Source organism: Paraburkholderia sp. OAS925 (genome assembly GCF_040543975.1).
Lineage (GTDB): Bacteria > Pseudomonadota > Gammaproteobacteria > Burkholderiales > Burkholderiaceae > Paraburkholderia > Paraburkholderia graminis.
The window spans coordinates 2,468,217-2,493,691 of record NZ_JBEUNO010000002.1 but is presented as its reverse complement, the minus strand read 5'-3'; the positions used below and the strand labels follow the sequence as shown (position 1 = coordinate 2,493,691).

Sequence of the window (25,475 nt, the reverse complement as noted above, 5' to 3'; positions counted from 1 at the left end):
CGCTCTCAGAACACCGGTTGATAAGGGCCCAGCTCGACCTGCACGGACTTGATGCGCGTGTAGTGCTCGAGTGTCGTGATGCCGTTTTCGCGGCCCACGCCGGATTGCTTATAGCCGCCCACGGGCATTTCGGCGGGCGACTCGCCCCACGTGTTGATCCAGCAAATGCCTGCTTCCAGCCGATGAATCACCCGATGCGCACGCGCCAGGTTTTCCGTGACGACGCCGGCGGCGAGGCCATACGCGGTGCGATTCGCGCGCTCGATGGCTTCGTCTTCTTCGTCGAATACGAGAATGCTCATGACCGGCCCGAAGATTTCCTCACGCACGATTCGCATGTCGTCGTGGCAACCGGTGAAGATAGTTGGCTCTACGTATTGACCTTGCGCATAATGATTTTCTGTCAAACGCTTGCCGCCCGCGATCAAACGCGCGCCTTCCTTAACACCGCTTTCTATATAGCCGAGCACCTTTTGCAATTGCGCGGCGCTCACGAGCGGGCCAAAGTTGGTGGACGCCCCGGTCGGCGCACCGACGCGAATACGCTTCACGCGTTCGAGCAGCAATGCCTCGAAGCGCTCGATCACATTGCGCTGCACGAACACGCGCGTGCCGTTCGTGCAGACCTGGCCCGAGCTGAAGAAGTTGGCGCTCATCGCGATGTCGGCGGCGCGTTCGAGATTCGCGTCGTCGAACACGAGCAACGGGGACTTGCCGCCGAGTTCCATCGTCACTTCTTTCAACGACGACGCGCCCGCCATCGACATCACCTTCTTGCCCGTTTCCACTCCGCCCGTGAACGAAATCTTTTCGATGTCCGGATGCGCGGCCAGCATCGCGCCTACGCGGCCGTCGCCTTGCACGACGTTGAACACGCCAGGCGGCACGCCGGCTTCGGTGTAGATTTCCGCGAGTTTCAACGCAGTAAGCGGCGTGACCTCGCTCGGCTTGAATATCATCGCATTGCCTGCGGCAAGCGCGGGCGCGGACTTCCAGCACGCAATCTGAATCGGATAATTCCATGCGCCGATGCCCGCGCAAACGCCGAGCGGTTCGCGCCGCGTGTACACGAACGACGACGGCCGCAGCGGAATCTGCTGCCCTTCGATAGCGGTCGCGAGTCCCGCGTAATACTCGATGACGTCCGCGCCGGTCACGATGTCCACCGCCTGCGTTTCCGCGATCGGCTTGCCGGTGTCGCGCGTTTCGAGCAGCGCGAGTTCGTCGTTGCGCTCGCGCAGAATCTCGACCGCGCGGCGCAGGATGCGCGAGCGCTGCATTGCCGTGAGCGCGGCCCACTCGCGCTGACCGTCGCGCGCGGACTGCACTGCGCGATCGACGTCCGCGGCACTCGCCTGCTGCACGGTCGCGAGCGTTTCGCCGGTGGCGGGGTCGACGGTGTCGAAGGTTTCACCGCTGGTCGCGTCGACGTAAGCGCCGCCAATGTACAGACGTTGCATTGCGAATACCGCCATCATGTGCTCCTTTGTAGAGATGTCGCCGGCTGCTGCGCGCTATTCGCGCGCCGCCAGGACCAGGTCGATGTATTCGTTGGCGACGCGCAGCGCCGCTTTCGTGTCGAACGGTTCGCCCGACAAGGCGCCACGCAGCCACAATCCGTCGATCAATGCCGCGAGACCGCTGGCCGCGCGCCGCGCCGCCGCACGCGGCAGGGCTTTCGAAAAATCCGCGCACAGATTGGAGTTCAAACGGCGCGTGTTGACATACTGCAGACGCCGCAATTGCGGCTTGTGCATGCTCTCGGACCAGAACGCAAGCCAGGTCTTCATGACGGGCGCGCTGGTTTGCTCGGCATCGAAATTGGCGGCGACGACCGCACGCAGTTTCGAGCGCGGGTCTGTTTTTGCCGCGCGACGACGACGCGACGTGGCCTGCCACAAATCGCGCAACACATGGCGCATGGTGGCTTCGAGAAGACCGTCCTTGTCGCCGAAATAGTGGCTCACGATGCCGGTGGAAGTGCTCGCGCGCTGCGCGACCGACGCGAGCGTGGCGCCCGCGAGGCCGGTCTGGTCGATGGTGAGCAGCGTCGCGTCGATCAACTGCGCGCGGCGAATTTCGCGCATTCCGAGCTTGGGCATGGCGTGACTGTAAAGATCAGACGGTTCGCTGCCGGCACCTCGCCCGCAGGTTCGATCGACGCATGGTAGTTTTTTTATATTGAACGGTCAATCAATAAAAACCTGCGAAGAAGGGCCATGTCGGTTTCGGCCAAACTCGTGTCGGGTTCGGTGCAGGTGGTTGGCCGCGGCGGGCGCTACGCTCGTTGAACGGCGTGCGGCGCATAGGCCGCGCACCGCTCACAAGACATGGAGACATTCAATGAGCAGCAATCGCGGCGTCGTCTATCTGGGGCAGGGCAAGGTTGAAGTGCAATCGATCGACTATCCGAAGATGGTCGACCCACGCGGCCGTGCGATCGGTCACGGTGTGATTCTGAAGGTGGTCAGCACGAATATTTGCGGCTCCGACCAGCACATGGTGCGGGGCCGCACGACCGCGGAAGTCGGCCTCGTGCTCGGCCACGAGATTACCGGCGAAGTGATTGAGGTCGGCCGCGACGTCGAGACGCTGAGCGTCGGCGATCTCGTCTCCGTGCCGTTCAACGTGGCATGCGGACGGTGTCCGACCTGCAAGTCGCAGCATACCGGCGTGTGCCTGAACGTGAACCCGTCGCGTGCGGGCGGCGCTTATGGATACGTGGATATGGGCGGCTGGATCGGCGGCCAGGCCGAGTACGTGATGGTGCCGTATGCCGACTTCAATCTGCTGAAGTTTCCCGACCGCGCGCAGGCGATGTCGAAGATTCGCGACCTGACGTGCCTGTCCGACATTCTGCCGACCGGTTATCACGGCGCGGTCATGGCAGGCGTGAAGCCGGGCGCGACGGTTTATATCGCAGGCGCCGGGCCGGTGGGCATGGCGGCGGCTGCGTCGGCGCGTCTGTTGGGCGCGGCGTGCACGATCGTCGGCGACATGAACGAGGAGCGCCTTGCGCATGCTCGCAAGATGGGATTCGAGACCGTCGATCTGTCGAAGGATGCGACGCTCGGCGAACAGATCGAGCAGATTCTGGGTAAGCCGGAAGTGGATTGCGCGGTGGACTGCGTGGGCTTCGAGGCGCACGGCCACGGCAGCAGCGGCTCGCACGAGGAAGCACCCGCCACTGTGCTGAACTCGCTGATGGAAATCACGAGGGCTGCGGGGGCGATCGGTATTCCGGGGCTCTATGTCACCGACGATCCGGGCGCCGCGGACGCTGCCGCGCGCAAGGGGAGTCTGAGCATCCGCTTCGGGCTCGGCTGGGCGAAGTCGCATTCGTTCCACACGGGCCAGACGCCGGTGATGAAGTACAACCACAATCTGATGCAGGCGATTCTTTGGGACCGTCTGCCGATTGCGGACATCGTGAACGTGACGGTGGTGTCGCTCGATCAGGCGCCGGACGGTTATCGCCAGTTCGACGGCGGTGCGCCGCGCAAGTTCGTGATCGATCCGCATGGGCTGTTGAAGGCGGCTTGAGCTTCGGACGAAGTTAGAAGCCTGTAGTAAGGAAACGCGTTGAACGTGGTCACGTTCAACGCGTTTTTTGCTTGTGGCGAGCGATCCCAAAAACATGGGTGTCGGGCGATCTGCCAGGGTTACGCCGTCATAAGCGACGAGGCTCGCGATGGGTGGAACCGAACTGAAGACGGATTCGTTTCAACGGTGGGTGATGTACCGTAAGGATGACTATGGAAGTGGGCGTATCTTTCTTTCTACCGAGCAGAAAGAGGCGGTTGAAGAGGGCAAGAAGTTCTCACAACGCGCATATGCCGATGTGTGGGCTAAAGACGCGGCGCTCGTTCGGCGGGTCCGCGCGTTTCTCGGGACGAATTTCTATTGGCACGAGCGGTTGGCAAAGAATGGCGCTGACGTTGAGGTCGTAGAGACGTTGCAGTCGATGATCCGTGGCGAGAGTGTTGTGCTGATTGCCGAGCAATCGCGGACGGGAGGCGCGGTGGGAAATCCGGTGCCTAAGCCGGAGAGGGTCCCGAGCTTCCGCAGCTCGTTAATGAACGATTGCGGAATGTCCTACGATGCCGCGACGGCATACATTGACCGCTATAACGACATTGTGGACCGGGCGAATGCGGTTACGGCTCGGTATGCGAATGCTGCTCCTTCGTCATTGGTCGACGCCGCGAGCGATTTAACCGAAACCGCTACGCCGCTTGGCGATGCGCAGCCGTTCGATTACGCGCCGGATCCGGTGAGCGGCGACACAGAGGAACTGGCGGCTAGTACGAATAATCCACGCTATGCGGCGAAGATGCTTGGCTACGACTACAAAACGTTCGGGACTATGCTCCACAAGTTCAAAGATGCCAACCGTCTTGGACCAGCGGATAACAGCATCTTTCACGACAATGGCAACGTGGAATTCAACGGGAAAATATTTGAGGACAGCATTCACGACTATGCACCATAACCAGTCTTCAACATCAAATGCGAGCGCGGACGCCGGAGCCTACGCGTCTTTCCTGATAACCGGAGACGCCGTATCACCGGAATTCTGGACGCAGTACTTTCAGATAGCCCCTGACACCGCGATCGTCAAAGGAAAGTCATTTGCCCTTCCTTCCGGAAAGTCCAGTAAAGCTTTGGGGAAAACGGGCCTGTGGGGAGTAAGCAGCGAATCGGCGGTGGAAAGCGATCTGCTGGAACCGCATTTGCGGTATCTCATAGCGCGCCTTGGTTTGCCCCGCGAGGGTTTGAAGGAGATCGCGCAACAGAACGGTGCGAGGGTTGGGTTCTCCTGCTTCTGGTTTAACCCCTCCGGAAACCGCGTGCCCGACGTACCCGACGACATCCGCTCAATAATCGAAGCAATACGCGGAACGATCGAAATCGACGAATATCGGTAGGATGGAACCCACTTCGCCCGAAGCATTGCAGCGCGCTGCACATCCCCCGGCAGCGCCACACCCGCCGCCCCCTAATGCGAAAACTCACTACCCGGCGGCTGCAGCCGTGCACGTTCCCCAACCTGAAGCGACCACGAGTAGTACGTCGAATGCGAATGCGTCTGCAGTTCCGGGTGTTCCGCCAGCATTTCGCCCATACTTTTCTGGTCATCGCTCAACGCGCCGACGCGAGACCAATGGTGCAGCATTCGTCTCGGCGCCGCGGTGACAGCCGTGGGCATATCGACAGTCGGCGTGACTTCGAGGGGCAACGTCGGCTCTGCAATGCCTGAATGGTCCTGCGCATACGCAAGGTGAGCCACAAGGCTTCCCCCAACGAACCAGAGCCTGCTCATCTGCATCAACGTTTTCTTTTTCATTCTCAAAGTGGAAACGGGTGTCATCGGGACCGCAACGATGCACAACCAGAGCGGAACCTGAAATAGGACTCTTCCGATTCACGCCATCGCGTCTCCGTTCTCGATGACGGCCGTCCAGCTCACTGCAAGCTGACAACGCTTTACGTCCAACGCCGATATTTTGCAAATATCAACATATAACCCCATGGGCCAGTGCCATAATTCGGCCCCCTAAACGCTGCGGGCAACTTTGCCGGCTCGATCGACGCGCGCAGTCATATATTTCAGGAGTAGTAGATGGCCGGCCTTCCACGCCGTAGCTTTCTGAAGGCCAGCGTCATCGCCGGCATTTCCGTGTATCTCGCGCCCGTCGGTGGGCGTGCCTTTGCCGCGTTGTTCGAAGAACGCATACTGACGCCGGTCAATTGGGACCCGGCGAGCGGCCAGCCCAAATTCCGCATCGACGGCATCGCCAAGGTCAAGGGTGAAAAAGTGTTCGCTCGCGATATGCGTGCATCGGATATGCCGCATTGGCCGCAGCAGCAATCACACGCGATGATCCTGCGCGCGACGCGTGCAGACTGCCTGTACGAAGGCTTCAATCTCGCGGGACTGGGCGACGACCTGATGCCGGACCGCCTCGTGACCGCCGACGACCTCACGCGCGACGGTCTGCAATTTCCCGCGTTCTACGGCAGCGACATGCTTCTGCCGAAGAGCAACACGCCTGCTTATCTCGGCCATGCCGTTGCAATTCTGATCTTCCACGACTTCGCGCGCTTTCGCCTCGCGAAGGACTATCTCAAGTTCCGCGACGACGTCATCCAGTACGGCCAGCAGACGGGACCGCTCGAACGTGATCCGTGGGGCACGTTCCGGTTCGTTCGTGTGGGCGGCAAGACTCCGTATGACGACGACGTCTTTTCAAGCCTGAAGAACGCGCCGTTGTTTCCCGGCTCGATGCGCAAGCATCAACCGGTATGGCCGGATGGCGTCGAGCGCGGATCGCTCGGCGAACAAGGCATTTTCTTCGCAGACGGCATCGCCGAAGAACTCGCACATCCGCCTGCGGACTGGCTGGTGATGGAGCGCGACTACAGCACGCAGTCGATCGATACCGCCGCACTCGAGCCGGACAATGCGAACTGTTGGTATGACGCCGACTCGCACGCGCTTCACATGATCGTGCCCACGCAAGGCCCTGCCGAAGTGGCTCAAAGCGTGGCGGAAATGGTCGCGAAGTGCCGCTTTGCGGTGAAGAGTGTGTTCCTTCACCCATGCTACACGGTCGGTTATGGATCGAAAGATCACTACAACATGCCGTTCTATGGTCTTGTCGCTGCGATGTATGGCGATGGCCGACCGGTGCGCCTCGCTAACGATCGCTACGAGCAGTTTCAAAGCGCGCTCAAACGCCATGCGTTCAACATGAAGTACCGCATTGCTGTCGACAGAAAGACGGGACTGCTTCAGTCGTTCAAAGGCGATCTCGAAGCGAATGGCGGCGGGCGCATGAACTTCTCGCCGTCTGTGGCGATGGTCGGTGCGACCGCCGCGCAATCGATCTACTACTTTCCGAAGAGCGATCTCACTGCAACCGCCATTGCGTCGCGCGCAGTCGATGCCGGCTCTGCGCGCGGCTACGGCACGCTGCAAAGCATGGCCGCAACCGAGATGATGATCGACGAAATCGCCGAACAACTGAAGCTCGACCCAATCGATTTCCGTCTCACGAACGCATTGCGGTCGGGAATGAAGAATACGCAGGGCGCAATACCGGCTGGCGCTGTTCGCGTCGATGAAGTTCTGCAAAAGGCAAAGTCGCATCCATTGTGGAAGAACCGCGCGCAGAAGAAAGCGAAGTACGAAGCGGAGCATCCCGGCAAACGCTATGGCGTGGGCTTCGCGTGCGTGCAAAAAGACTTCGGCACAGGCGCCGAATGTTCTTTCGCCAAAGTCGAGATGAGTGAAGACGGCAAGATCACGCTGCATCATTCGGGCTCGGAAATCGGCACGGGTATGTCGACATCGCAAGCCATTGCCGTGGCGAAATGGCTCGGCGTGCCGGCGTCGACCGTGCATTTCGCGTTGGCGGACTGGCCCGATCTTCCGGTAATCACGAGCGGCGATCCTTACCTGATGTCGCAGGCGGATCAGGATCGCCTTTCGAGGAATCCGCGTTGGTCGCCGGACTTTATGTCGCCGTCGAGTGCGACTAACTCTGCCTATTACTTCACGCACAGTACTCGCGAAGCAGCGCGCGTTCTTTTTGTGCACGGCTTATGGCCGGCGGCAATGTCGATCTGGTCGAGCGGCGCGGGCGGCGGCCAGGCCGCATCGCTTGTCGTGCGCATAGAAGACGCGCGCTGGGTGAACGGCAAGCTGTCGGCGGATGGACTGGAAGCATTGCCGTTCGAGCAGATTGCGAAAAAGGCGCACGAACTCGGACTCGTGACGGGCGCCACCGTGCATGTATTCAATCGCTGGCAATGGACCGAGGCCGAGTTCGAAGTCGGCGGCAAGATAGAGCGCTTGCCAATCGACGGACTGTCGCTTCGCTACGGCAACGGCGCAATGCCGAACGGTCCGAAGTCCGCGACGACGCTCAATAGCTACCGTGTGCTCGACCGAAAGCGCGTGTTCATTCCGCCCGTGCAGCGCAATAACGCAATGGTCACGTACTACAGCGCGGTCGGCACGCTCGTCGAACTTGCAGTGAACGAGTCGAGCGGCGAGGTCGAAGTATTGACGCATCACTCCATTCTCGAATGCGGCAACCAGTTGTCGCCTCAACTGGTTTCGGGCCAGTTGCAAGGCGGTCTTGCGATGGGCATCGGCCATGCGCTGCATGAGTATTTGCCGCTCTACGAAGACGGCCCCGGCAACGGCACATGGAATTTCAACCGCTATCGTTTGCCACGTTCGACGGACGTTGCCGTATGGAGCCAGACGAGTGAAGTACTGCCTCCGCTAACAGAAACCGACCCGCCAAAAGGCATTGCCGAAGTGGTGATGATTCCGGTCGTCGGCGCCATCGTGAACGGCATTGCGCATGCGGTTGGACATCGTTTCCGCGACCTTCCCGTTACGCAACAAAAAATTCAGGAGGTGCTCGTATGACACTGCCCATATCCGATTCCACAGAAGTAGCCTCCGCAATCGCAAGCGTTGCCGAAAAGCCTCTGACGCGTTACGCCATGCAACCTGTGTCGATGACGGTCAATGGCCGATCCGTCGGGCTGATCCGCGTACCGGAGCAGCTCATGCTGATCGACTTTCTGCATGAGTACCTCGGGCTGACAGGCTCGCGCCTGGGGTGCGGCCAGGGCGTGTGCCACGCATGCGTCGTCATTCTCGATAACGCCGATGGCAGCAGTGAAGAAGTGCGATCGTGCATTACCGGCGCGAGCTTTTTCGACGGCAAAAAAATCCGCACGGTCGAAGCTCACGCGACGTGTGACGAGAGCGGCAAGCCTGTCGCACTCTCGCCGGTCCAGCAGAAGTTTCTCGAACACTTCAGCTTTCAGTGCGGATATTGCACGCCGGGATTCGTCAACGCGACGACGGTGCTGATCGAGCGCCTCAAGCGTCAGCCCATTGAACGCAGCAAGGTCGAGGAGACGATCACCGAGGCGCTCAACGCGCATATTTGCCGCTGCACGGGCTACGTACGCTATTACGAAGCGGTGAAGGACCTCGTACTGAACACAGCCGGACTGGTGAGGAACGTCTAAAGATGATTTCCCACAAGAGTACTTTTTCGTTGTTTCGCGCGGCGTTGGTGACACTCGCCGCGGCGATGTTGACAGCCTGCGGCAACGCACCTGATGCTGCCGCCCAGCGCACCGCGACTACACAAGATGCGCACGACGCCGCCTTGATCGCCCGCGGTCGTTATCTTGCCAAAGCGGCGGACTGCGCGGCATGCCATACGTCGCCCGATAGCGCGCAATTCGCAGGAGGCGTGAAGCTGGTCTCGCCGTTCGGTACGTTCTATGGATCGAACATCACGCCGGATAAGCAGCGTGGCATCGGACAATGGAGCGCCGACGAGTTCTACACTGCGCTCCACGACGGCAAGTCGCCCAATGGCCAACTGTATCCGGCGATGCCGTACACGTCGTATCGCCAGATGTCTCGCGAGGATAGCGACGCGATCTACGCATACCTGATGTCGCAAAAGCCGGCGGCCGTCGTAAGCCGCGAGGCCGATCTGTCGTTCCCGTTCAATGTGCGTTTCGCCGTGCGCTTCTGGAAAATGCTGTTTCTCGAAGACACGTTGCCCGATGCATCGCGGGGTCATTCGGCGGACTGGAATCGCGGACGTTATGTCGTGAACGCGCTCGGACACTGTACCGAATGCCATACGCCGCGCGGCCGCTTCGGGCAACTCGACCTCACCGCGCCCTTTGCAGGCGGCACGCTTGGCCGGGTCATCGCGCCGAGCCTCACACCGCAAGGGCTCGCCGAGCGCGGATGGTCCGCGGCCGATCTCACGACGTATCTCGCAACGGGCATCGCGTCGCAAGGCTCGGCGTTTGGCGAGATGCATTCCGTCGTGCATCTGAGCAGTCAGTACATGACGCCGGACGATCTGCGCGCGGTTTCGACGTACCTGCTCGGTGATCGTCCGAGTGAGCCGGTGCGGGTGCAAGCTCAGGCGGTCGATGCTACTCAATTCGCGCCGGGCCGCCGCCTCTATCTGTCTCTATGCGCAGGCTGTCATGGCGCGGATGGAGAAGGCGTGCCTCACGTAGCCGTACCGATGCGTGGAAACTCCACCGTCCGTCAAAGCAATCCGCACAATCTGATCGTGTCGATGCTTGATGGCATCGCCGAACAAAGCTTCCCCGGACTCGAACGCATGCAGGCCATGCCCGGCTTCGCGAGCAAGTTGAGCGACGACGAACTGGCGCAACTCGCGAACTATCTGCGGGCGACGTGGGGCGCGCAACCGGCCGACGTAAGCGCGGATTCGGCACGCGGACTAAGGCATTAATCCGCGTGAAGCGATCAAAGGCGGTATAAACCTTGGGGAGTGCTGAGGCGCTTCTCAGGCCGCCATCACCGGCGGCGAAGAAAGCGACGGTGCCTGCTTGCGACGCTCGCGCGTAGGCGCGGTGCCGAATGCATCGCGATAGCTCTTCGAAAAGTGGCAGGCCGACTGGAAGCCGCACGCCATCGTGATGTTCATGATCGACATGTCGGTTTGCAGCAGCAGTTCGCGCGCGCGCCGCAAACGCAGCGTCAGATAGTAATGCGTCGGGGTCATCCCGAGATGCTCGCGGAAGAGGCGTTGCAATTGCCGTTGCGACATGCCGGCAAGCCGCGCGAGTTCCTCGCGCGATAGCGGCTCTTCGATGTTGTTCTCCATCAGCGAGATCACTTCGAAGAGCGACTTGTTGGCCGAGCCGAGCCGCGCGACGAGCGGCATCTTCTGTTGCGCGCTGGTATCGCGCACATGCTCGACGATGAACTGCTCGGCGATCTGCGTGACGCGTGCAGTGCCCACACGCGGCGCAATCAGGTTAAGCATCATATCGAGCGGCGCAACGCCGCCGGTGCAGGTCACGCGATCGCGATCTATCACGAAGAGTTCTTTCAGAAAGCGCGTGTCGGGAAACTCTTCCTTGAGCGCCGACATGTTCTCCCAATGAATCGCGCACGCATAGCCCGCTAATAGTCCGGCGCGCGCGAGCGCATACGTTCCGGTGCACAGGCTCCCGAGCACGCAACCCATGCGCGCGAAGCGGCGCAATGCCGACAGATGCGCAGGCGTGGTCGCGCGCTGCACGTCGATGCCGCCGATCACGAACACGATATCCGGCTGGCCGACGCATTCGACCGGACCCGTATCGACCGACAACCCATTGCTTGCAGTCACCGGCCCGCCTTCGGGACTCACGATCGACCAGCGGTAAAGCGTTTGCCCTGTCAGGTAATTCGCCATGCGCAGCACTTCGATCGCGTTGGTGAATGCGATCATCGTGAAGTTCGGGACGGGCATGAAGGCGAAATGCGACAGTGACGCCGTGCGATCGGTGGACATGATGAGGAATGATTCCTTCGAATCTATAGTGCCGCGTCGCTGTGGGGAACTGCGACTTATGTAATTTTGAGGACGAGCGCAACTACCATGCCATCAGGCTAAACCCTCGGTTGCCTATGCTTGCCCATCAAACAGATAAGAAACGGCACCAGAAGCGCGCGGCGGCCATCGCGAACCGCACCGCAAACGCGCACTGCGTTCAGCCGCAGTGCAGCATCGCGTCGCCAGCGAACGACCGTTCGGCATCGGCGCGATGATCCGCCGGCGGTATGAACCAAGGGATCCGCAGAGGCGACTTGTCGAAAAAGGTCGCCTATGGCGGAAAAGGCAAAGAACGCGTCTGAATTCATAAATTGACGCGCGATGCAAGCGTCAAGAATAGACGTACGCAATCCGGCGGCGGCAGGGCAGAAACGAAGGCCCACCAACGCTTCCGGCGCCTAACGTCAATGACCCCACGGACCTTCCATGTCGAACCCGAATCCTTTCTTCGAAGAACCGCTGAGCACGCGCGATGCGGCGGTGCGCGGCGCAATTTTGAAAGAGCTCGAGCGTCAGCAGTCGCAAGTCGAGCTGATCGCGTCGGAAAACATCGTGTCGCGCGCGGTGCTCGAAGCGCAAGGCTCGGTGCTGACCAACAAGTATGCGGAAGGTTATCCGGGCAAGCGTTACTACGGCGGTTGCGAATATGTCGACGAGATCGAGACGCTTGCACTCGATCGCATCAAGCAACTGTTCAACGCGAAGTTCGCCAACGTGCAGCCGCATTCGGGCGCCCAGGCCAACGGCGCGGTGATGCTCGCGCTGGTGAAGCCAGGCGACACAGTGCTCGGCATGTCGCTCGATGCAGGCGGCCACCTCACGCACGGCGCCAAGCCGGCGCTTTCGGGCAAGTGGTTTAACGCGGTCCAGTACGGCGTGAATCGCGACACGCTCCTGATCGATTACGAGCAGATCGAGGAACTCGCGCAGCAGCATAAACCCGCGCTGCTGATCGCCGGCTTCTCCGCTTATCCGCGCGCGCTGGATTTCAAGCGGCTGCGTGCGATCGCCGACAGCGTCGGCGCGAAGCTGATGGTCGATATGGCGCACATCGCAGGCGTGATCGCGGCGGGACGTCATGCGAATCCGGTCGAACATGCGCACGTGGTTACGTCGACGACGCACAAGACCTTGCGCGGCCCGCGCGGCGGCTTTGTGCTGACGAATGACGAAGATATCGCGAAGAAGATCAACTCCGCCGTGTTCCCCGGCCTGCAAGGCGGCCCGCTGATGCATGTGATCGCCGGCAAGGCGGTCGCGTTTGGCGAGGCGCTGCAACCAGGCTTCAAGACTTATATCGACAGCGTTCTCGCGAATGCGCAGGCGCTCGGCGAAGTACTGAAGGCAGGCGGCGTCGATCTCGTGACGGGCGGCACGGACAACCATCTGTTGCTGGTCGACTTGCGCCCGAAGGGTCTCAAAGGCAATCAGGTCGAGCAGGCGCTGGAGCGCGCCGGCATTACGTGCAACAAGAACGGCATTCCGTTCGACACGGAAAAGCCGACCATCACCTCGGGAGTTCGCCTCGGCACGCCGGCCGGCACCACGCGCGGCTTCGGCGTGAACGAGTTCCGCGACGTGGGCCGTTTGATTGTCGAAGTACTCGACTCGCTGCGCGATCGCCCCGAAGGCCATGCCGCCACCGAACAACGCGTGCGCCGCGAGATCTTCGCGCTGTGCGAGCGCTTCCCCATCTACTGAGAACGCCTGGAGCAAACGATGAGCAATCTGCACGAAAACAGCATCATCATCGACGGTTTGAACATTTCGAAGTTCGAGCGCTCGGTGTTCGAGGATATGCGCAAGGGCGGCGTGACCGCGGTGAACTGCACGGTGTCGGTGTGGGAGAGCTTTCAGAAGACGGTCGACAACATCGCCGAAATGAAGCAGCAGATTCGCGAATACGGCGAGATCCTGACGCTCGTGCGCACGACCGACGACATCTTCCGCGCGAAGAAAGAGAACAAGACCGGCATTATTTTTGGCTTCCAGAACGCGCACGCATTCGAAGACAACCTCGGCTATATCGAGGCATTCAAGGATCTCGGCGTGAACGTGGTGCAGCTTTGCTACAACACGCAGAACCTCGTCGGCACCGGTTGCTATGAACGCGACGGCGGCCTCTCGGGTTATGGCCGAGAAGTGATTCAGGAGATGAACCGCGTCGGCATCATGGTCGATCTCTCGCATGTGGGCGGCAAGACTTCTTCGGAAGCGATTGCGGCTTCTAAAAAGCCGGTGTGCTACTCGCATTGCTGCCCGTCGGGATTGAAAGAGCACCCGCGCAACAAGAGCGATGAGCAACTGAAAGAGATTGCAGATGCAGGTGGTTTTGTCGGCGTGACGATGTTCGCACCGTTCCTCAAGCGTGGTGCCGACGCGACCGTCGAAGACTATATCGAAGCAATCGAATACGTAGTGAATCTGATCGGCGAAGATCAGGTCGGCATCGGCACGGACTTCACGCAAGGCTACAGCACCGAGTTCTTCGACTGGATCACGCACGACAAGGGCCGTTATCGCCAGTTGACGAACTTCGGCAAGGTCGTGAACCCGGAAGGCATTCGTACGATCGGCGAGTTTCCGAATCTGACCGCCGCGATGGAACGTGCCGGCTGGAGCGAAACGCGCATCAAGAAGATCATGGGCGAGAACTGGGTGCGGGTATTCGGCGAAGTGTGGAAGGTCTGATCTTCCGCCTCATTCAATCAACGAAATCACCCTATAAAAAGCGGAGTCCCACATGCAACCCCAACTGCCTATCGACGTCGATCCGAACACCGGCGTCTGGACCACCGACGCGCTGCCGATGCTCTACGTGCCGCGCCATTTCTTCACGAACAATCACACCGCGGTGGAAGAAGCGCTCGGCATCGACACGTATGCGGAGATTCTCTACAAGGCCGGCTACAAGTCCGCGTACTTCTGGTGCGACAAGGAAGCCAAACAGCACGGCATTGCCGGCATGGCCGTATTCGAGCATTACCTGAAGCGGCTTTCGCAGCGCGGCTGGGGCATCTTCTCGATTACCGAAGCCGACCCGTCAACTTCGCATGCGCGTATCGAGTTGCACCATTCGTCGTTCGTGCTGGCGCAGCCGGGCAAGGTCGGCAAGCTCTGCTACATGTTCGCCGGCTGGTTCGCGGGCGCAATGGATTGGGTCAACGACACCGCGCCCGATTCGTCGCGTAAGGGACCGCCTTCGCAATCGCGCGAAGCGCGCTGCGCAGCAGAAGGCCACGAGCATTGCGTATTCGAAGTCTCGCCGCTCGCTGCATAACGCGTACGGCACAGCACCACCAGCCATATCATTCCGAGGTCGATCGCGATGCGTTACCCGAACCTTTTCAAGCCTCTCACGCTGAACAAGCTGACCTTGCGCAACCGCATCGTGAGCACTGCGCATGCGGAGGTGTATGCGGAGCCGGGCGGCCTGCCTGGCGACCGTTATATCCGCTACTACGAAGAAAAGGCCAAGGGTGGTGTCGGCCTCGCCGTGTGCGGCGGTTCGAGCCCGGTGTCGATCGACAGTCCTCAAGGCTGGTGGAAGTCGGTGAATCTGTCGACCGACAAGATCATCGATCCGTTGTCGCGCCTCGCCGAAGCCATGCATGCGCACGGCGCGAAGATCATGATCCAGGCCACGCATATGGGCCGTCGCTCGGCATTTCACGGCGAGCACTGGCCGCATCTGATGTCGCCGTCCGGCGTGCGCGAGCCGGTACATCGGGGCAACGCGAAGATCATCGAAGTGGAAGAGATTCGCCGCATTATCACCGACTTCGCCGCGGCCGCTAAGCGTGTGAAAGACGCGGGCATGGACGGTGTCGAAATCTCGGCGGCGCACCAGCATCTGATCGACCAGTTCTGGAGCCCGCGAACCAATTTCCGTACTGACGAATGGGGCGGCTCGCTCGAAAACCGCCTGCGTTTCGGCGTCGAAGTGTTGAAAGCCGTGCGCGAAGCAGTCGGCCCCGATTTCTGCGTCGGCTTGCGCATGTGCGGCGACGAGTTTCATGAAGACGGGCTCGATCACGAGCAGTTGAAAGAGATCGCGCAGGCCATGAGCGAAAGCGGCCTCATCGATTATCTCGGCGTGATCGGTTCGGGCGCGGACACGCACAACACGCTCGCGAACTGCATGCCGCCGATGGCGCTGCCGCCCGAGCCGTTCGTGCATCTCGCAGCCGGCATCAAGTCGGTCGTCAAGATTCCGGTCATGCACGCGCAAAGTATTCGCGACGCAGGTCAGGCCGAGCGTTTGCTCGCAAGCGGCATGGTCGATCTCGTCGGCATGACGCGCGCGCAAATTGCCGACCCGCATATGGTCATCAAGATTCGCGATGGCCGCGAAGACGAGATCAAGCAATGCGTCGGCGCGAACTATTGCATCGACCGCCAGTACAACGGGCTCGACGTGCTGTGTGTGCAGAACGCTGCGACATCGCGTGAAGCGACGATGCCGCACGTAATTACACGCACGAGCGGGCCGAAGCGCAAGGTTGTCGTGGTCGGCGCCGGTCCTGCCGGACTCGAAGCCGCTCGCGTCGCGAAGTCGCGTGGTCATGACGTCGTGCTGTTCGAAAAGAACGACTACGTGGGCGGCCAGATCATGCTCGCGGCCAAGGCGCCGCAGCGCGAGCAGATGGCGGGCATCGTCCGCTGGTTCGACATGGAGACGAAACGGCTTGGCGTGGACCGCCGTCTCGGTGTTGCCGCCGACGAAAAGACCATCATGGCCGAGAAGCCGGACATCATCGTGCTGGCTACGGGCGGTTCGTCGTTCACGTCGCAAGTCGCGGCATGGGGTGTCGACGAAGGTCTCGCTGTCAGTTCGTGGGACGTGCTCTCGGGCAAGGTCGAGCCGGGCAAGAATGTACTCGTGTATGACGGCGTCAGCACACATGCCGGCGCAGGCGTGGCCGATTTCATCTCGAGCCGCGGCTCGAATGTGGAGATCGTCACGCCCGACGTGAAAGTCGCCGACGACGTAGGCGGCACCACGTTCCCGATTTTCTATCGCCGTCTCTATGCGCAAGGCGTGGTTCACACGCCGAATTACTGGCTCGACAAGGTGTACGAAGAAGACGGCAAGAAGATCGCCGTGCTTCGCAACGAGTACACCGAGGAGCAGGAAGAGCGCGCGGTCGATCAGGTGGTGATCGAAAACGGCAGCACGCCGAACGACGAGTTGTACTGGAAGCTCAAGCCCGAGTCGGTGAATCGCGGCCAGGTGGACGTGCATAAGCTCTTCGCATCCGAGCCGCAGCCGTCGCTTTCCGAAGAACTCGGCAATGGCCGCTTTCTGCTGTTCCGCGTCGGCGACTGCATCTCCATGCACAACATTCACGGCGCGATTTACGACGCGCTGCGCCTTTGCAAGGATTTCTGACGATGAGCCCCGTGTCTGTCATCACCGTGCTGTTGTGGTTGTCGATGGCGGGTCTGGCGTTCGCGCTCGCGAAGCGCGCCGCGTATTGGCGCGAGGGCCGCGCGACGGCGGCGGGCGCGTACGGCTGGGCCAATCTGCTGTCCATTCCAAAGCGCTACTTCGTCGACCTGCATCATGTGGTCGCGCGCGATCCGTACATTGCAAAGACGCATGTCGCGACCGCGGGCGGTGCGATCCTCGCGATGGCGCTCGTGTTCGTCAACTACGGTCTCGCGATCTACTCGCCGTGGCTCGACAAGCTGATCTTTCTGGCCGCGCTCGTGATGCTGGTCGGCGCCGTGTTCGTGTGGCGCCGCCGTCATGGTGCGAAGGCGGTGCCCGCGCGGCTTTCGCGTGGACCGTGGGATCACTTGCCGCTGCTGCTCGGCTCGTTCGCGCTCGGCCTCGTGCTGTTCGTCGCGCTGCCGGCTTCGGCGATGTCGGGCGCGCTCGCCATCATCGTCGCGCTGCTGATCGCGGTGGGCGCCTTCACGATGACGTTCGGTGCGGCGCGCGGCGGTCCGATGAAACATGCGCTCGCGGGTCTTTTGCATCTGGCTTTTCATCCGCGTCAGGAGCGCTTTGCCGAGCGTAACTCGAAGGATGTCGTGCCGCCCACCGCATTGAAAGTGCCGCTGCTCGACGCGAAAGAATATGGCGTGGGCAAGCCGGTTGAATTTCGCTGGAACCAGTTGCTCAGTTTCGATGCGTGCGTGCAGTGCGGCAAGTGCGAAGCGGCATGTCCCGCGTTCGCCGCCGGCCAGCCGCTTAATCCGAAGAAGCTGATTCAGGATCTGGTCACGGGCATGGTCGGTGGCACCGACGCGGAATACGCGGGCAGCCCGACGCCCGGCATTCCGGTCGGCAAGCACGGCGGCGCACCACAAAAGCCCTTGATTTCCAGTCTCATCGAAGCGGAAACGCTGTGGTCATGCACGACCTGCCGCGCTTGCGTGCAGGAGTGCCCGATGCTGATCGAGCATGTCGACGCAATCGTGGACATGCGCCGCAATCAGACGCTCGTCGAAGGCACGGTGCCCGGCAAAGGTCCGATCACGCTCGCGAATCTGCGTGAGACCGGCAGCGCGAATGGTTACGACATCGGCGCGCGTTACGACTGGGCCGTCGATCTTCAGGTGCAGGTCGCGCAGCCCGGACGTCGCGTGGATGTGCTCTTGATCGCAGGAGAAGGCGCGTTCGACATGCGCTATCAACGCACGCTGCGCGCGCTCGTCAAGGTGCTGAACCGCGCGGGCATCGACTATGCGGTGCTGGGCGGAGTGGAAACGGATACCGGCGATACAGCCCGGCGTCTCGGCGACGAAGCCACCTTCCAGCAACTCGCGAGCAAATTGATCGGCACGCTTTCGCAGTATTCGTTCGGCAAGATCGTGACCGCGGACCCTCACGTGCTGCACAGCCTGCGCAACGAATATCGCGCGCTGGGCGGCTTTTACGAGGTCCAGCATCACACTGCGCTGATCGACGAACTCATCGCGAGCGGCAAGCTGTCGCCGCGTGCCGCCGCCGCTTACGCGGATAGCAAGATCACGTATCACGATCCGTGTTATCTCGGCCGCTATAACGGCGAAACGGAAGCGCCGCGCCGCGTGTTGAAGAGCATCGGCATCAAGGTCGTCGAAATGGAGCGCAACGGCATGCGTGGACGTTGCTGCGGTGGCGGCGGCGGTGCACCGTTGACGGACATTCCGGGCAAGCGGCGCATTCCCGACATTCGCATCGACGACGCACGCGGCATCGGCGCAAACATCGTCGCCGTGGGTTGCCCGAATTGCACGGCGATGCTCGAAGGCGTGGTCGGTCCGCGTCCCGAAGTGCTGGACGTCGCCGAACTGGTTGCAGCGGCGCTGGAGTAACGCGATGAACACAATCAAACGAATCGATCCGCGCCGGCCGTTTACGATCACGGCTGACGGACTTCGGCGCATTACGTTGGGCGCTATCGGTGTGGCCGGTGCGCTGGATTTCACGGCCGCGAGCGGCGCACATCGCGAACAGCCGAAGCCGCGCCGCACGACAGCGGCGCCTTCGCACACGATGCTGGTCGCCGCGCACGCGGACCGCGGTGCGCTTGACGAGCATGCGCGCCAGACACTCGCCGCCGCTGCATTGGTTGCGGATGCATCGACAGAAGTCGTGCTGCTGGTATTCGGCGAGTTCACCGGCGACGCTGCGGCGCTCGGCGCCGACAAGCTGATCGAATTGCCCATGTTCGATAGACGCAAGTTCGCGCCCGTCGATGAACTGAATGCGCTTGCGGCGTGCGTCGCGGCGTATGCGCCCGTGCATGTGTTCCTGCCCGACAACGCGACCGGCGACGGCGATCTCGGCCGCCGCTATGCAGCCGCGGCGAATGCGAGCGTCGCGACGCATGTGGTCGAAATCGACGCCTCGCACGTGGCCGCGTATGTGCATGCGAATACCGCGTTGGCTTCGCGCGCGTTGCCCGAAGTGGTTCTGCTCGCAGCGAATGCGGTCGATCCGAAGTTGCCGTTCGTCGGCGCGGGCGAGCGAGTGGTGTGGCGCTTCGATGGCGAGTCGGCCAGCGCGAAAGGCACGGTGCGCGATCTCGGCATCGAGGAAATGGACGCGGCGCAACTTGCATTGGAAGAGGCGGACTTCATCGTGTCCGCGGGCAACGGCGTGAGCGACGTGCCGGCGTTCGAGCGTCTCGCGGCCACGCTGGGCGCGGCGATCGGTGCAAGCCGCGTGGCCGTCGACGACGGCAAGTTCACGCGCGACAAGCAGATCGGCGCAACGGGCAAGACGGTCGAAGCGAGCGTGTATATCGCGTTCGGCATCTCGGGCGCCGTGCAGCATTTGCAAGGCATCAAGGATTGCCGTCATGTGATCGCCGTGAATCTCGACGCGAGCGCGCCGATTGCCAAGCGCGCGAATCTGACCGTGATCGCGGACGCGCAGGAAACCATTGCGGCGCTCAACGATGCCGCGGCTGCAGCGCGTTCGGCGCGCGGCACCGGCGCGGCGTTACTCAATTCGAAGGCCGTTGCGGAAGGAGCGCTTGCATGAAAATCGCCGTACTCGTTTCGGTGGGCCGGCATCCGGTAAGCGGCGTTGCGCGTTACAGCCGCAACGACGCAGCCGCACTCACGCTCGCGTTGTCGCTAGTGAAGCAGCACAACGCCACGCTCGATGTGCTGCATGCAGGCGACGCAGCGAATCCCGCGTTGCAGGAATATCTGGCGCTCGGTGCGCGCTCGGTGGAAGTGCTTGCGGTTCCCGCAGTTGGGGACGACGCGCAAGCGGATGCTTCCGCGCCGCTCGCCGCGCGTTTGCATGGCTACGATCTGGTATTGACCGGAACGCGCGCGGAAGGCGCATTCGACAGCGGCATGCTGCCGTATCGCGTCGCCAATGCGCTGAATATTCCGCTCGTCGGCGCGGCCGTCGACGTGACGTTGAACGACGGTTGCGCGCAGGTTCGCCAATTCATGCCGAAGGGTTTGCGTCGACGTGTCGAAGTTCAATTGCCTGCGTTGATCGCGGTGCATCCGATGGCGAATGCGACGCCGACGTATGCATACGCACGACTGCGCGAAGGCACGATTCGTCCGGTTGCGAGTACGGCAGGCGCGGGAACAGCCGCGAGCAATGCCACCACAGAACCCGCCTGGACGATCCGCCCCGCAACCGCCAAACCCGTGCGCCTGGCCGCCGCTGAAAAGCGTTCCGGCCATGCCCGCATGCTTTCGGCAACCACGACGGAAAGCCGCGGCGGAAGCGTCGTAATTGAAGGGAGTTCCGTCGAAAAAGCACAAGTGATTCTCGCGTATTTGCGCGAGCATCAACTCGTGGATTACTGATTTCCGGTTCAGGCGAACCAGCGGCCAGGAGGGCCTGGCGCGGCGCCAGACGTGACACGCAACGGAGCACACAATGAAAGTTTCCGCAGACGTTCGCGCAATGATCGAACGCCGCAAAAAGAATCACACGCTGGAAGCGCCGTTCTATACGAGCGAGGACATCTTCGCGCTCGACATGGAAGCGATCTTTCGCCAGCACTGGATTCAGGTCGCAGTCGAGCCGGACGTGCCCGAACCGGGCGACTACATCACGGTGGAGATCGGTCATGATTCCATCCTGATCGTTCGCGACGACGACATGCAGGTGAGGGCGTTTCATAACGTATGCCGTCATCGCGGCTCGCGCCTGTGCAATACCGACAAGGGCTCGCTTGGCAACATTGTGTGCCCGTATCACAGCTGGACGTACAACCTGAACGGCGATTTGATGTTCGCCGAGCATATGGGCGACCAGTTCGACCGTTGCAAGCACAGCCTGAAGAAGGTTCATGTCGAGAACCTCGCGGGACTCATCTTCATCTGCCTCGCTGAGAATCCGCCCGCGGACTTTTCGGTGATGCGCGCTGCAATGGAGCCGTATCTGCTGCCGCACGAACTGGCCGGCTGCAAGATCGCGGCATCGATCGACAATTATCGAGGAAGGCAACTGGAAGTTGACGATGGAAAACAATCGCGAGTGCTATCACTGCGTCGCGAACCATCCCGAACTCACCATTTCGCTTTACGAATATGGCTTCGGCTATCAACGCTCGCCGGCCAACGAAGAAGGCATGGCCGCATTCGAAGAGACCGTTGCACGGCGCACCGCGCAATGGGAAGCGATGAAACTGCCGTCGGCGGAAATCGAACGGCTCGCGGATCTCGTGACCGGTTTTCGCACGCAGCGCCTGCCGCTCGATCGCGACGGCGAATCGCAGACGCTCGACGCAAAAGTGGCGTCGAAGAAACTGCTGGGCGGCTTCGAGCAGGCGGATCTCGGCGGGCTTTCTTTCTGGACGCAACCTAATTCGTGGCATCACTTCATGAGCGATCATATCGTGAGCTTTTCGGTGATTCCGCTTTCGGCCGGCAAGACGCTCGTGCGCACGAAATGGCTCGTGCACAAGGACGCACGCGAAGGCATCGACTATGACGTGAACAACCTCACGGCAGTCTGGCGCGCGACCAACGATCAGGACCGTGCGCTCGTCGAATACTCGCAGCGCGGCGCATCGAGCAGCGCGTACGAGCCGGGTCCTTATTCGCCGTTCACCGAAGGTCTCGTCGAGAAGTTCTGCGAGTGGTATATCGGCCGCATCGCGGATTACAGCAATGCACCGCAAACCCACGATGCCACGCCGCTTGCGCATGGCGAGAACGTCGTGTCCTTCGTGCGCTGAGCGCCGAGCGCAACCAGGAGCGGGAGAAAACAATGATGCGCGATCAGGCGGCGTTTCAGCCAGGCGGTGAGCCGGCCACAGACCCTGCAACAAGCCGTGCAAGCCGTGTTACGCAGCCGCGCTTCTGGGACGCGCTGCCGGCGCGCTGGAACAGCGACGTCGACGACACGCTGGTGTGCTGCCACGTCCGTCAGGAAACGCATGACGTGAAGAGCTTTTTCTTCCGCGCGCCGAATGAACGGGCGTTCGTGTTCGAGCCGGGGCAATTCATCACGCTCGAACTCGATATAGACGGCGAATCGATTAACCGCTGTTATACGATTTCGTCGCCGCCGACGCGGCCGCATACCATCTCCATCACGGTGAAGCGCGTGCCGGGCGGCAAGGTGTCGAACTGGCTGCACGACAATCTGCAAGTGGGCGGCGAGGTTCGCGTGCTTGGGCCGGCCGGCGAATTCACGTGCGCCCGCCATCCCGCGCGCAAATTCCTGTTTCTGTCGGCGGGTTCCGGCATTACGCCGTTGATGTCGATGAGCCGAGCGCATCACGAACTCGGCGAGGACAGCGACATTGTGTTTGTGCACAGCGCTCGCACGCCGGACGACATCATCTTCGCGCGCGAACTCGACCTGATTGCGTCGAATCACGCGCATTTTCGCACCGCGTTTGTGTGCGAACGCTTAGGCGCGCGCACGAATTGGCCTGGCGTGACGGGCTTTTTGACCTTACCGCTGCTCAAGCTGATCGCGCCTGATTTTCTCGAGCGCGAGATCTTTACCTGCGGCCCCGCGCCGTATATGCAGGCGGTGCGCAATCTTCTGGACGAGGGCGGTTTCGATCGCCGTCATTATCATGAAGAGAGCTTTTCGTTCGAAACGGTCAGCGAGGTCGCCGCGCAATTGACGACCGCTCACGTCGGCGATGTATTGCAGACCGCGACTGAAGCGGTTGCTGTGGAGAGCTTTGCAGAAGCGCGGCAAGAGGCGTCGGCTTTCGAGCCGGCTCCCGCGGCGCCGGAAATCGGAACCGAAATCGAAACGCGCTATAAAGTGAGCTTCACGAAGAGCAATCGCGAGATCGAATGCGGCAGCGGCCAACATGTATTGGACGCTGCAAAAAAAGCGGGCGTGCGCCTGCCCGCATCGTGTACCCAGGGTATGTGCGGAACCTGCAAGGTAAAACTCGTATCCGGCGAGGTCGCGATGAAGCACGCGGGCGGCATTCGTCAGCGCGAAATCGATCAGGGTATGGTGCTGCTGTGCTGCAGCAAGCCGCTCACCGATCTCGTCGTCGAAAAGTGACTGGCGCGCGCGCCAGGAAAAGCAGTTGCCGCCAGTGGCCGGGCAAGCCCATTAACCAGGTCGCATGCGGACAACTGCGTGTCGCAAAACAACGTTACTGGGCAATTCTGGCTGGCGATTCTAAATGCTCATTGGGTTGTTTGTGGAAGTGAACGGGAGAACGGCGATGAGACTGATCAGAAAGATATTGGTGTTGAGCACCCTGAGCGCGGCGCTGGCAGCAAGCAGCGTGAGCGTTTCGGCGGATACGAAGCCGACCATCAAAATCGGCTACGTGGAAGGCTGGGACGACAGCGTGGCGACGTCCAACGTCGCTGCACGCGTGATCGAGAAACGTCTCGGCTATCAGGTTCAACTCGTGCCGGTCGCGGCCGGCGTGATGTGGCAAGGCGTGGCGCGCGGCGATCTCGACGCGACGCTGTCCGCGTGGCTGCCGGTTACGCATGGCGCGTACTGGAACAACTTCAAGGAGAAGGTGGTCGACCTCGGGCCGAACTTTAACGACGCGAAGATCGGTCTGATCGTGCCGGACAATCTCGACGTGAAAACGGTCGGTGATCTGGAAGCGAAGAAAGCGGAATTCGGCTCGCGTATCGTCGGTATCGACGCCGGCGCGGGCGTGATGCAGAAAACCAGCGAGGCCATCAAGGCGTATGGACTCGATTACAAGCTGATGCCCAGCTCGGGCAGCGCAATGACCGCGGAACTCGCGCGTTCGGAAGCGGCGAGCAAGCCGATCATCGTGACCGGCTGGAAACCGCACTGGATGTTCGCGAAGTACAAGCTGAAATTCCTCGAAGATCCGAAGAAGGTATTCGGCGAAGCGGAGCACGTCGATAGCGTCGTGAACCCGGAACTGGAAAAGAAGGCGCCGCAGGTGGTTGCGTTCCTGAAGAAGTTCCAGTGGAAGCCGGGCGAGATCGACAGCGTGATGCTCGCGACGCAAAACGGCGAGAAGCCGACCGCCGCAGCCGATGCGTGGATCGGCGCGCATAGCGATCGGGTGGATAGCTGGGTGAAGTAATCCACTCTATTGCCGGTTAAGCGATACGACGAAACGCCGCTTCTTTTCCAGAAGCGGCGTTTTTTTGTGCTGTGATGTTATTGCAGAACGACCGTTCTATCGCCATTGATAAACACGCGCCGCTCGATAAACGCTTTCACTGCGCGAGCAAGCGTAATGCACTCGACGTCGCGGCCCGTGGCGAGCAGCCTGTCCGGACTATACGAATGATCGACACGTTCGACCACTTGCTCGATGATCGGACCTTCGTCGAGATCGTCGGTCACGAAGTGCGCCGTTGCACCGATCAGTTTGACGCCGCGCGCATGCGCCTGGTGATAGGGTTTCGCGCCCTTGAACCCAGGCAAAAACGAGTGGTGAATGTTGATCGCGCGCCCGGCGAGCGCACGGCTCGTCTCGCCCGAAAGAATCTGCATATAGCGCGCAAGAATCATCAGTTCGGCGCCGGAAGTCTCGAACAGATCCAGCAGACGCGCTTCCTGTTGCGGCTTGGTATCCGCCGTAATGGGTAGATGATGAAACGGCAATCCGTGTTGCTGCGCGAGCGGTTCGAAATCGCGATGATTCGAGCCGATACCGACAATGTCCATTTTCAGTTCGCCCATTCGCCAGCGGAACAGCAGGTCGGCAAGACAGTGCTCGAGCTTCGACACCATGATCAGAACCTTGGGTCGCGTGCCGACATCATGCATCGCCCACTGCATATGAAAGCGCTCGGCAATAGACTCGAATTCGCGTTTGAGCGCCGAGATATTCAGCGTCTCGTTGCTGTTCACGCCGTGAAAGACGCAGCGCACGAAGAAGCGTTCGCTGAGATCGTCGTCGAAAACGGTGAGTTCGTCGATATAACAATGATGCCGGTCGAGAAAGCCGACAACGGCGGCAACCTGGCCCGCGGCGCTCGGACACGCAACGGTGAGAACCAGTTGATCTGGACGGGAATCGGCGGACATGCGCTCTCCACATAGACGATAGGCTCATGCCGCGGACGCGGCATGCATCGTCGCAGTAGAGCAAATCCGTGCGCGCGGCGGATAGAAGCGAATCGCCGTGGCAATGGAACGGGAGCGTCAGAGCC

20 protein-coding genes and 1 pseudogene are annotated in these 25,475 nt (G+C 61.0%); 16 read left to right on the top strand and 5 right to left on the bottom strand.

Annotation, left to right across the window (positions count from 1 at the left end; genetic code table 11):
- Window positions 1–5: 5 nt before the first annotated feature.
- Both betB and betI read right to left on the bottom strand, forming a co-directional pair.
- Window positions 6–1,475, bottom strand: a complete 1,470-nt coding sequence (betB, locus tag ABIE53_RS29905; RefSeq protein WP_192698925.1) for a betaine-aldehyde dehydrogenase — start codon at window positions 1,473–1,475, stop codon at window positions 6–8.
- A gap of 39 nt (window positions 1,476–1,514) precedes the next feature.
- Complete coding sequence (gene betI / locus ABIE53_RS29900; protein ID WP_107710899.1) at window positions 1,515–2,102, bottom strand: transcriptional regulator BetI; 588 nt, start codon at window positions 2,100–2,102, stop codon at window positions 1,515–1,517.
- Between the two features lie 241 nt (window positions 2,103–2,343).
- Between betI and fdhA the strand changes: the two genes are divergently transcribed.
- The 3 genes from fdhA to ABIE53_RS29885 all read left to right on the top strand — a co-directional run bounded on the left by fdhA (window position 2,344) and on the right by ABIE53_RS29885 (window position 4,928).
- Window positions 2,344–3,543, top strand: coding sequence for a formaldehyde dehydrogenase, glutathione-independent (gene fdhA / locus ABIE53_RS29895; RefSeq protein WP_029971749.1), 1,200 nt, complete (start codon window positions 2,344–2,346; stop codon window positions 3,541–3,543).
- Between the two features lie 148 nt (window positions 3,544–3,691).
- Window positions 3,692–4,492 (top strand): hypothetical protein, encoded by an 801-nt coding sequence (locus tag ABIE53_RS29890; RefSeq protein ID WP_107710898.1) that lies wholly within the window; start codon window positions 3,692–3,694, stop codon window positions 4,490–4,492.
- On the top strand, window positions 4,482–4,928 hold the full coding sequence (locus tag ABIE53_RS29885; protein ID WP_192698926.1) for a DUF4279 domain-containing protein: 447 nt from the start codon (window positions 4,482–4,484) through the stop codon (window positions 4,926–4,928). The genes ABIE53_RS29890 and ABIE53_RS29885 overlap by 11 nt, the downstream gene beginning before the upstream one ends.
- 71 nt (window positions 4,929–4,999) lie before the next feature.
- Here the strand turns inward: ABIE53_RS29885 and ABIE53_RS29880 are convergent, their stop codons facing one another.
- Window positions 5,000–5,347 (bottom strand): hypothetical protein, encoded by a 348-nt coding sequence (locus tag ABIE53_RS29880; RefSeq protein ID WP_192698927.1) that lies wholly within the window; start codon window positions 5,345–5,347, stop codon window positions 5,000–5,002.
- Window positions 5,348–5,623: 276 nt separating this feature from the next.
- Here ABIE53_RS29880 and ABIE53_RS29875 point away from each other — a divergent pair, with 276 nt between their 5' ends.
- From ABIE53_RS29875 to ABIE53_RS29865, 3 genes are read left to right on the top strand one after another with little or no spacing between them, the layout of a single operon-like run.
- Window positions 5,624–8,446: a xanthine dehydrogenase family protein molybdopterin-binding subunit gene (locus ABIE53_RS29875; RefSeq protein WP_192698928.1), complete on the top strand. Its 2,823-nt coding sequence runs from the start codon at window positions 5,624–5,626 to the stop codon at window positions 8,444–8,446.
- The gene (locus ABIE53_RS29870) at window positions 8,443–9,060 is read left to right on the top strand and encodes a (2Fe-2S)-binding protein (protein ID WP_181324960.1); all 618 of its coding nucleotides are present in this window, start codon (window positions 8,443–8,445) and stop codon (window positions 9,058–9,060) included. The genes ABIE53_RS29875 and ABIE53_RS29870 overlap by 4 nt, the downstream gene beginning before the upstream one ends.
- A 2-nt stretch (window positions 9,061–9,062) precedes the next feature.
- The gene (locus tag ABIE53_RS29865) at window positions 9,063–10,325 is read left to right on the top strand and encodes a c-type cytochrome (RefSeq protein WP_192698929.1); all 1,263 of its coding nucleotides are present in this window, start codon (window positions 9,063–9,065) and stop codon (window positions 10,323–10,325) included.
- 54 nt (window positions 10,326–10,379) lie between these two features.
- On the opposite strand, the gene ABIE53_RS29860 is transcribed toward ABIE53_RS29865, so the two are convergent.
- Window positions 10,380–11,375, bottom strand: coding sequence for a GlxA family transcriptional regulator (locus ABIE53_RS29860; protein ID WP_006052173.1), 996 nt, complete (start codon window positions 11,373–11,375; stop codon window positions 10,380–10,382).
- A gap of 468 nt (window positions 11,376–11,843) precedes the next feature.
- Here ABIE53_RS29860 and ABIE53_RS29855 point away from each other — a divergent pair, with 468 nt between their 5' ends.
- The 10 genes and pseudogenes from ABIE53_RS29855 (at window position 11,844) to ABIE53_RS29810 (ending at window position 24,397) form a co-directional block, all read left to right on the top strand.
- The gene (locus tag ABIE53_RS29855) at window positions 11,844–13,118 is read left to right on the top strand and encodes a serine hydroxymethyltransferase (RefSeq protein WP_192698930.1); all 1,275 of its coding nucleotides are present in this window, start codon (window positions 11,844–11,846) and stop codon (window positions 13,116–13,118) included.
- Between the two features lie 18 nt (window positions 13,119–13,136).
- Window positions 13,137–14,108 (top strand): dipeptidase, encoded by a 972-nt coding sequence (locus ABIE53_RS29850; RefSeq protein WP_027798645.1) that lies wholly within the window; start codon window positions 13,137–13,139, stop codon window positions 14,106–14,108.
- A 52-nt stretch (window positions 14,109–14,160) separates the two neighbouring features.
- A complete protein-coding gene (locus tag ABIE53_RS29845; protein ID WP_006052170.1) occupies window positions 14,161–14,697 on the top strand; it encodes a DUF5943 domain-containing protein in 537 nt (178 codons plus the stop codon).
- 48 nt (window positions 14,698–14,745) lie between these two features.
- Window positions 14,746–16,809 carry an NADH:flavin oxidoreductase gene (locus ABIE53_RS29840; protein WP_006052169.1) on the top strand — a complete coding sequence of 688 codons (2,064 nt, stop codon included), beginning with the start codon at window positions 14,746–14,748 and terminating at the stop codon, window positions 16,807–16,809.
- A gap of 2 nt (window positions 16,810–16,811) precedes the next feature.
- The gene (locus ABIE53_RS29835; protein WP_175130966.1) at window positions 16,812–18,725 is read left to right on the top strand and encodes a (Fe-S)-binding protein; all 1,914 of its coding nucleotides are present in this window, start codon (window positions 16,812–16,814) and stop codon (window positions 18,723–18,725) included.
- Window positions 18,726–18,729: 4 nt separating this feature from the next.
- Window positions 18,730–19,899 (top strand): electron transfer flavoprotein subunit alpha/FixB family protein, encoded by a 1,170-nt coding sequence (locus ABIE53_RS29830; protein WP_006052167.1) that lies wholly within the window; start codon window positions 18,730–18,732, stop codon window positions 19,897–19,899.
- Window positions 19,896–20,693, top strand: coding sequence for a drug:proton antiporter (locus tag ABIE53_RS29825; protein ID WP_107710890.1), 798 nt, complete (start codon window positions 19,896–19,898; stop codon window positions 20,691–20,693). The genes ABIE53_RS29830 and ABIE53_RS29825 overlap by 4 nt, the downstream gene beginning before the upstream one ends.
- Window positions 20,694–20,766: 73 nt before the next feature.
- Window positions 20,767–22,072, top strand: a pseudogene (locus tag ABIE53_RS29820) (aromatic ring-hydroxylating oxygenase subunit alpha).
- 32 nt (window positions 22,073–22,104) lie between these two features.
- Window positions 22,105–23,373, top strand: a complete 1,269-nt coding sequence (locus tag ABIE53_RS29815) for an FAD-binding oxidoreductase (protein WP_192698931.1) — start codon at window positions 22,105–22,107, stop codon at window positions 23,371–23,373.
- A gap of 166 nt (window positions 23,374–23,539) precedes the next feature.
- Window positions 23,540–24,397: a glycine betaine ABC transporter substrate-binding protein gene (locus ABIE53_RS29810; protein ID WP_006052163.1), complete on the top strand. Its 858-nt coding sequence runs from the start codon at window positions 23,540–23,542 to the stop codon at window positions 24,395–24,397.
- Between the two features lie 77 nt (window positions 24,398–24,474).
- Here ABIE53_RS29810 and purU read toward each other — a convergent pair whose 3' ends face one another.
- Window positions 24,475–25,350, bottom strand: a complete 876-nt coding sequence (purU, locus tag ABIE53_RS29805) for a formyltetrahydrofolate deformylase (protein ID WP_006052162.1) — start codon at window positions 25,348–25,350, stop codon at window positions 24,475–24,477.
- Between the last annotated feature and the right edge of the window lie 125 nt (window positions 25,351–25,475).

Coding starts and splice junctions, on each gene's coding strand:
- betB (WP_192698925.1), bottom strand. CDS start 1,475: ATGGCGGTATTCGCAATGCAACGTCTGTACATTGGCGGCGCTTACGTC.
- betI (WP_107710899.1), bottom strand. CDS start 2,102: ATGCCCAAGCTCGGAATGCGCGAAATTCGCCGCGCGCAGTTGATCGAC.
- fdhA (WP_029971749.1), top strand. CDS start 2,344: ATGAGCAGCAATCGCGGCGTCGTCTATCTGGGGCAGGGCAAGGTTGAA.
- ABIE53_RS29890 (WP_107710898.1), top strand. CDS start 3,692: ATGGGTGGAACCGAACTGAAGACGGATTCGTTTCAACGGTGGGTGATG.
- ABIE53_RS29885 (WP_192698926.1), top strand. CDS start 4,482: ATGCACCATAACCAGTCTTCAACATCAAATGCGAGCGCGGACGCCGGA.
- ABIE53_RS29880 (WP_192698927.1), bottom strand. CDS start 5,347: ATGAAAAAGAAAACGTTGATGCAGATGAGCAGGCTCTGGTTCGTTGGG.
- ABIE53_RS29875 (WP_192698928.1), top strand. CDS start 5,624: ATGGCCGGCCTTCCACGCCGTAGCTTTCTGAAGGCCAGCGTCATCGCC.
- ABIE53_RS29870 (WP_181324960.1), top strand. CDS start 8,443: ATGACACTGCCCATATCCGATTCCACAGAAGTAGCCTCCGCAATCGCA.
- ABIE53_RS29865 (WP_192698929.1), top strand. CDS start 9,063: ATGATTTCCCACAAGAGTACTTTTTCGTTGTTTCGCGCGGCGTTGGTG.
- ABIE53_RS29860 (WP_006052173.1), bottom strand. CDS start 11,375: ATGTCCACCGATCGCACGGCGTCACTGTCGCATTTCGCCTTCATGCCC.
- ABIE53_RS29855 (WP_192698930.1), top strand. CDS start 11,844: ATGTCGAACCCGAATCCTTTCTTCGAAGAACCGCTGAGCACGCGCGAT.
- ABIE53_RS29850 (WP_027798645.1), top strand. CDS start 13,137: ATGAGCAATCTGCACGAAAACAGCATCATCATCGACGGTTTGAACATT.
- ABIE53_RS29845 (WP_006052170.1), top strand. CDS start 14,161: ATGCAACCCCAACTGCCTATCGACGTCGATCCGAACACCGGCGTCTGG.
- ABIE53_RS29840 (WP_006052169.1), top strand. CDS start 14,746: ATGCGTTACCCGAACCTTTTCAAGCCTCTCACGCTGAACAAGCTGACC.
- ABIE53_RS29835 (WP_175130966.1), top strand. CDS start 16,812: ATGAGCCCCGTGTCTGTCATCACCGTGCTGTTGTGGTTGTCGATGGCG.
- ABIE53_RS29830 (WP_006052167.1), top strand. CDS start 18,730: ATGAACACAATCAAACGAATCGATCCGCGCCGGCCGTTTACGATCACG.
- ABIE53_RS29825 (WP_107710890.1), top strand. CDS start 19,896: ATGAAAATCGCCGTACTCGTTTCGGTGGGCCGGCATCCGGTAAGCGGC.
- ABIE53_RS29815 (WP_192698931.1), top strand. CDS start 22,105: ATGATGCGCGATCAGGCGGCGTTTCAGCCAGGCGGTGAGCCGGCCACA.
- ABIE53_RS29810 (WP_006052163.1), top strand. CDS start 23,540: ATGAGACTGATCAGAAAGATATTGGTGTTGAGCACCCTGAGCGCGGCG.
- purU (WP_006052162.1), bottom strand. CDS start 25,350: ATGTCCGCCGATTCCCGTCCAGATCAACTGGTTCTCACCGTTGCGTGT.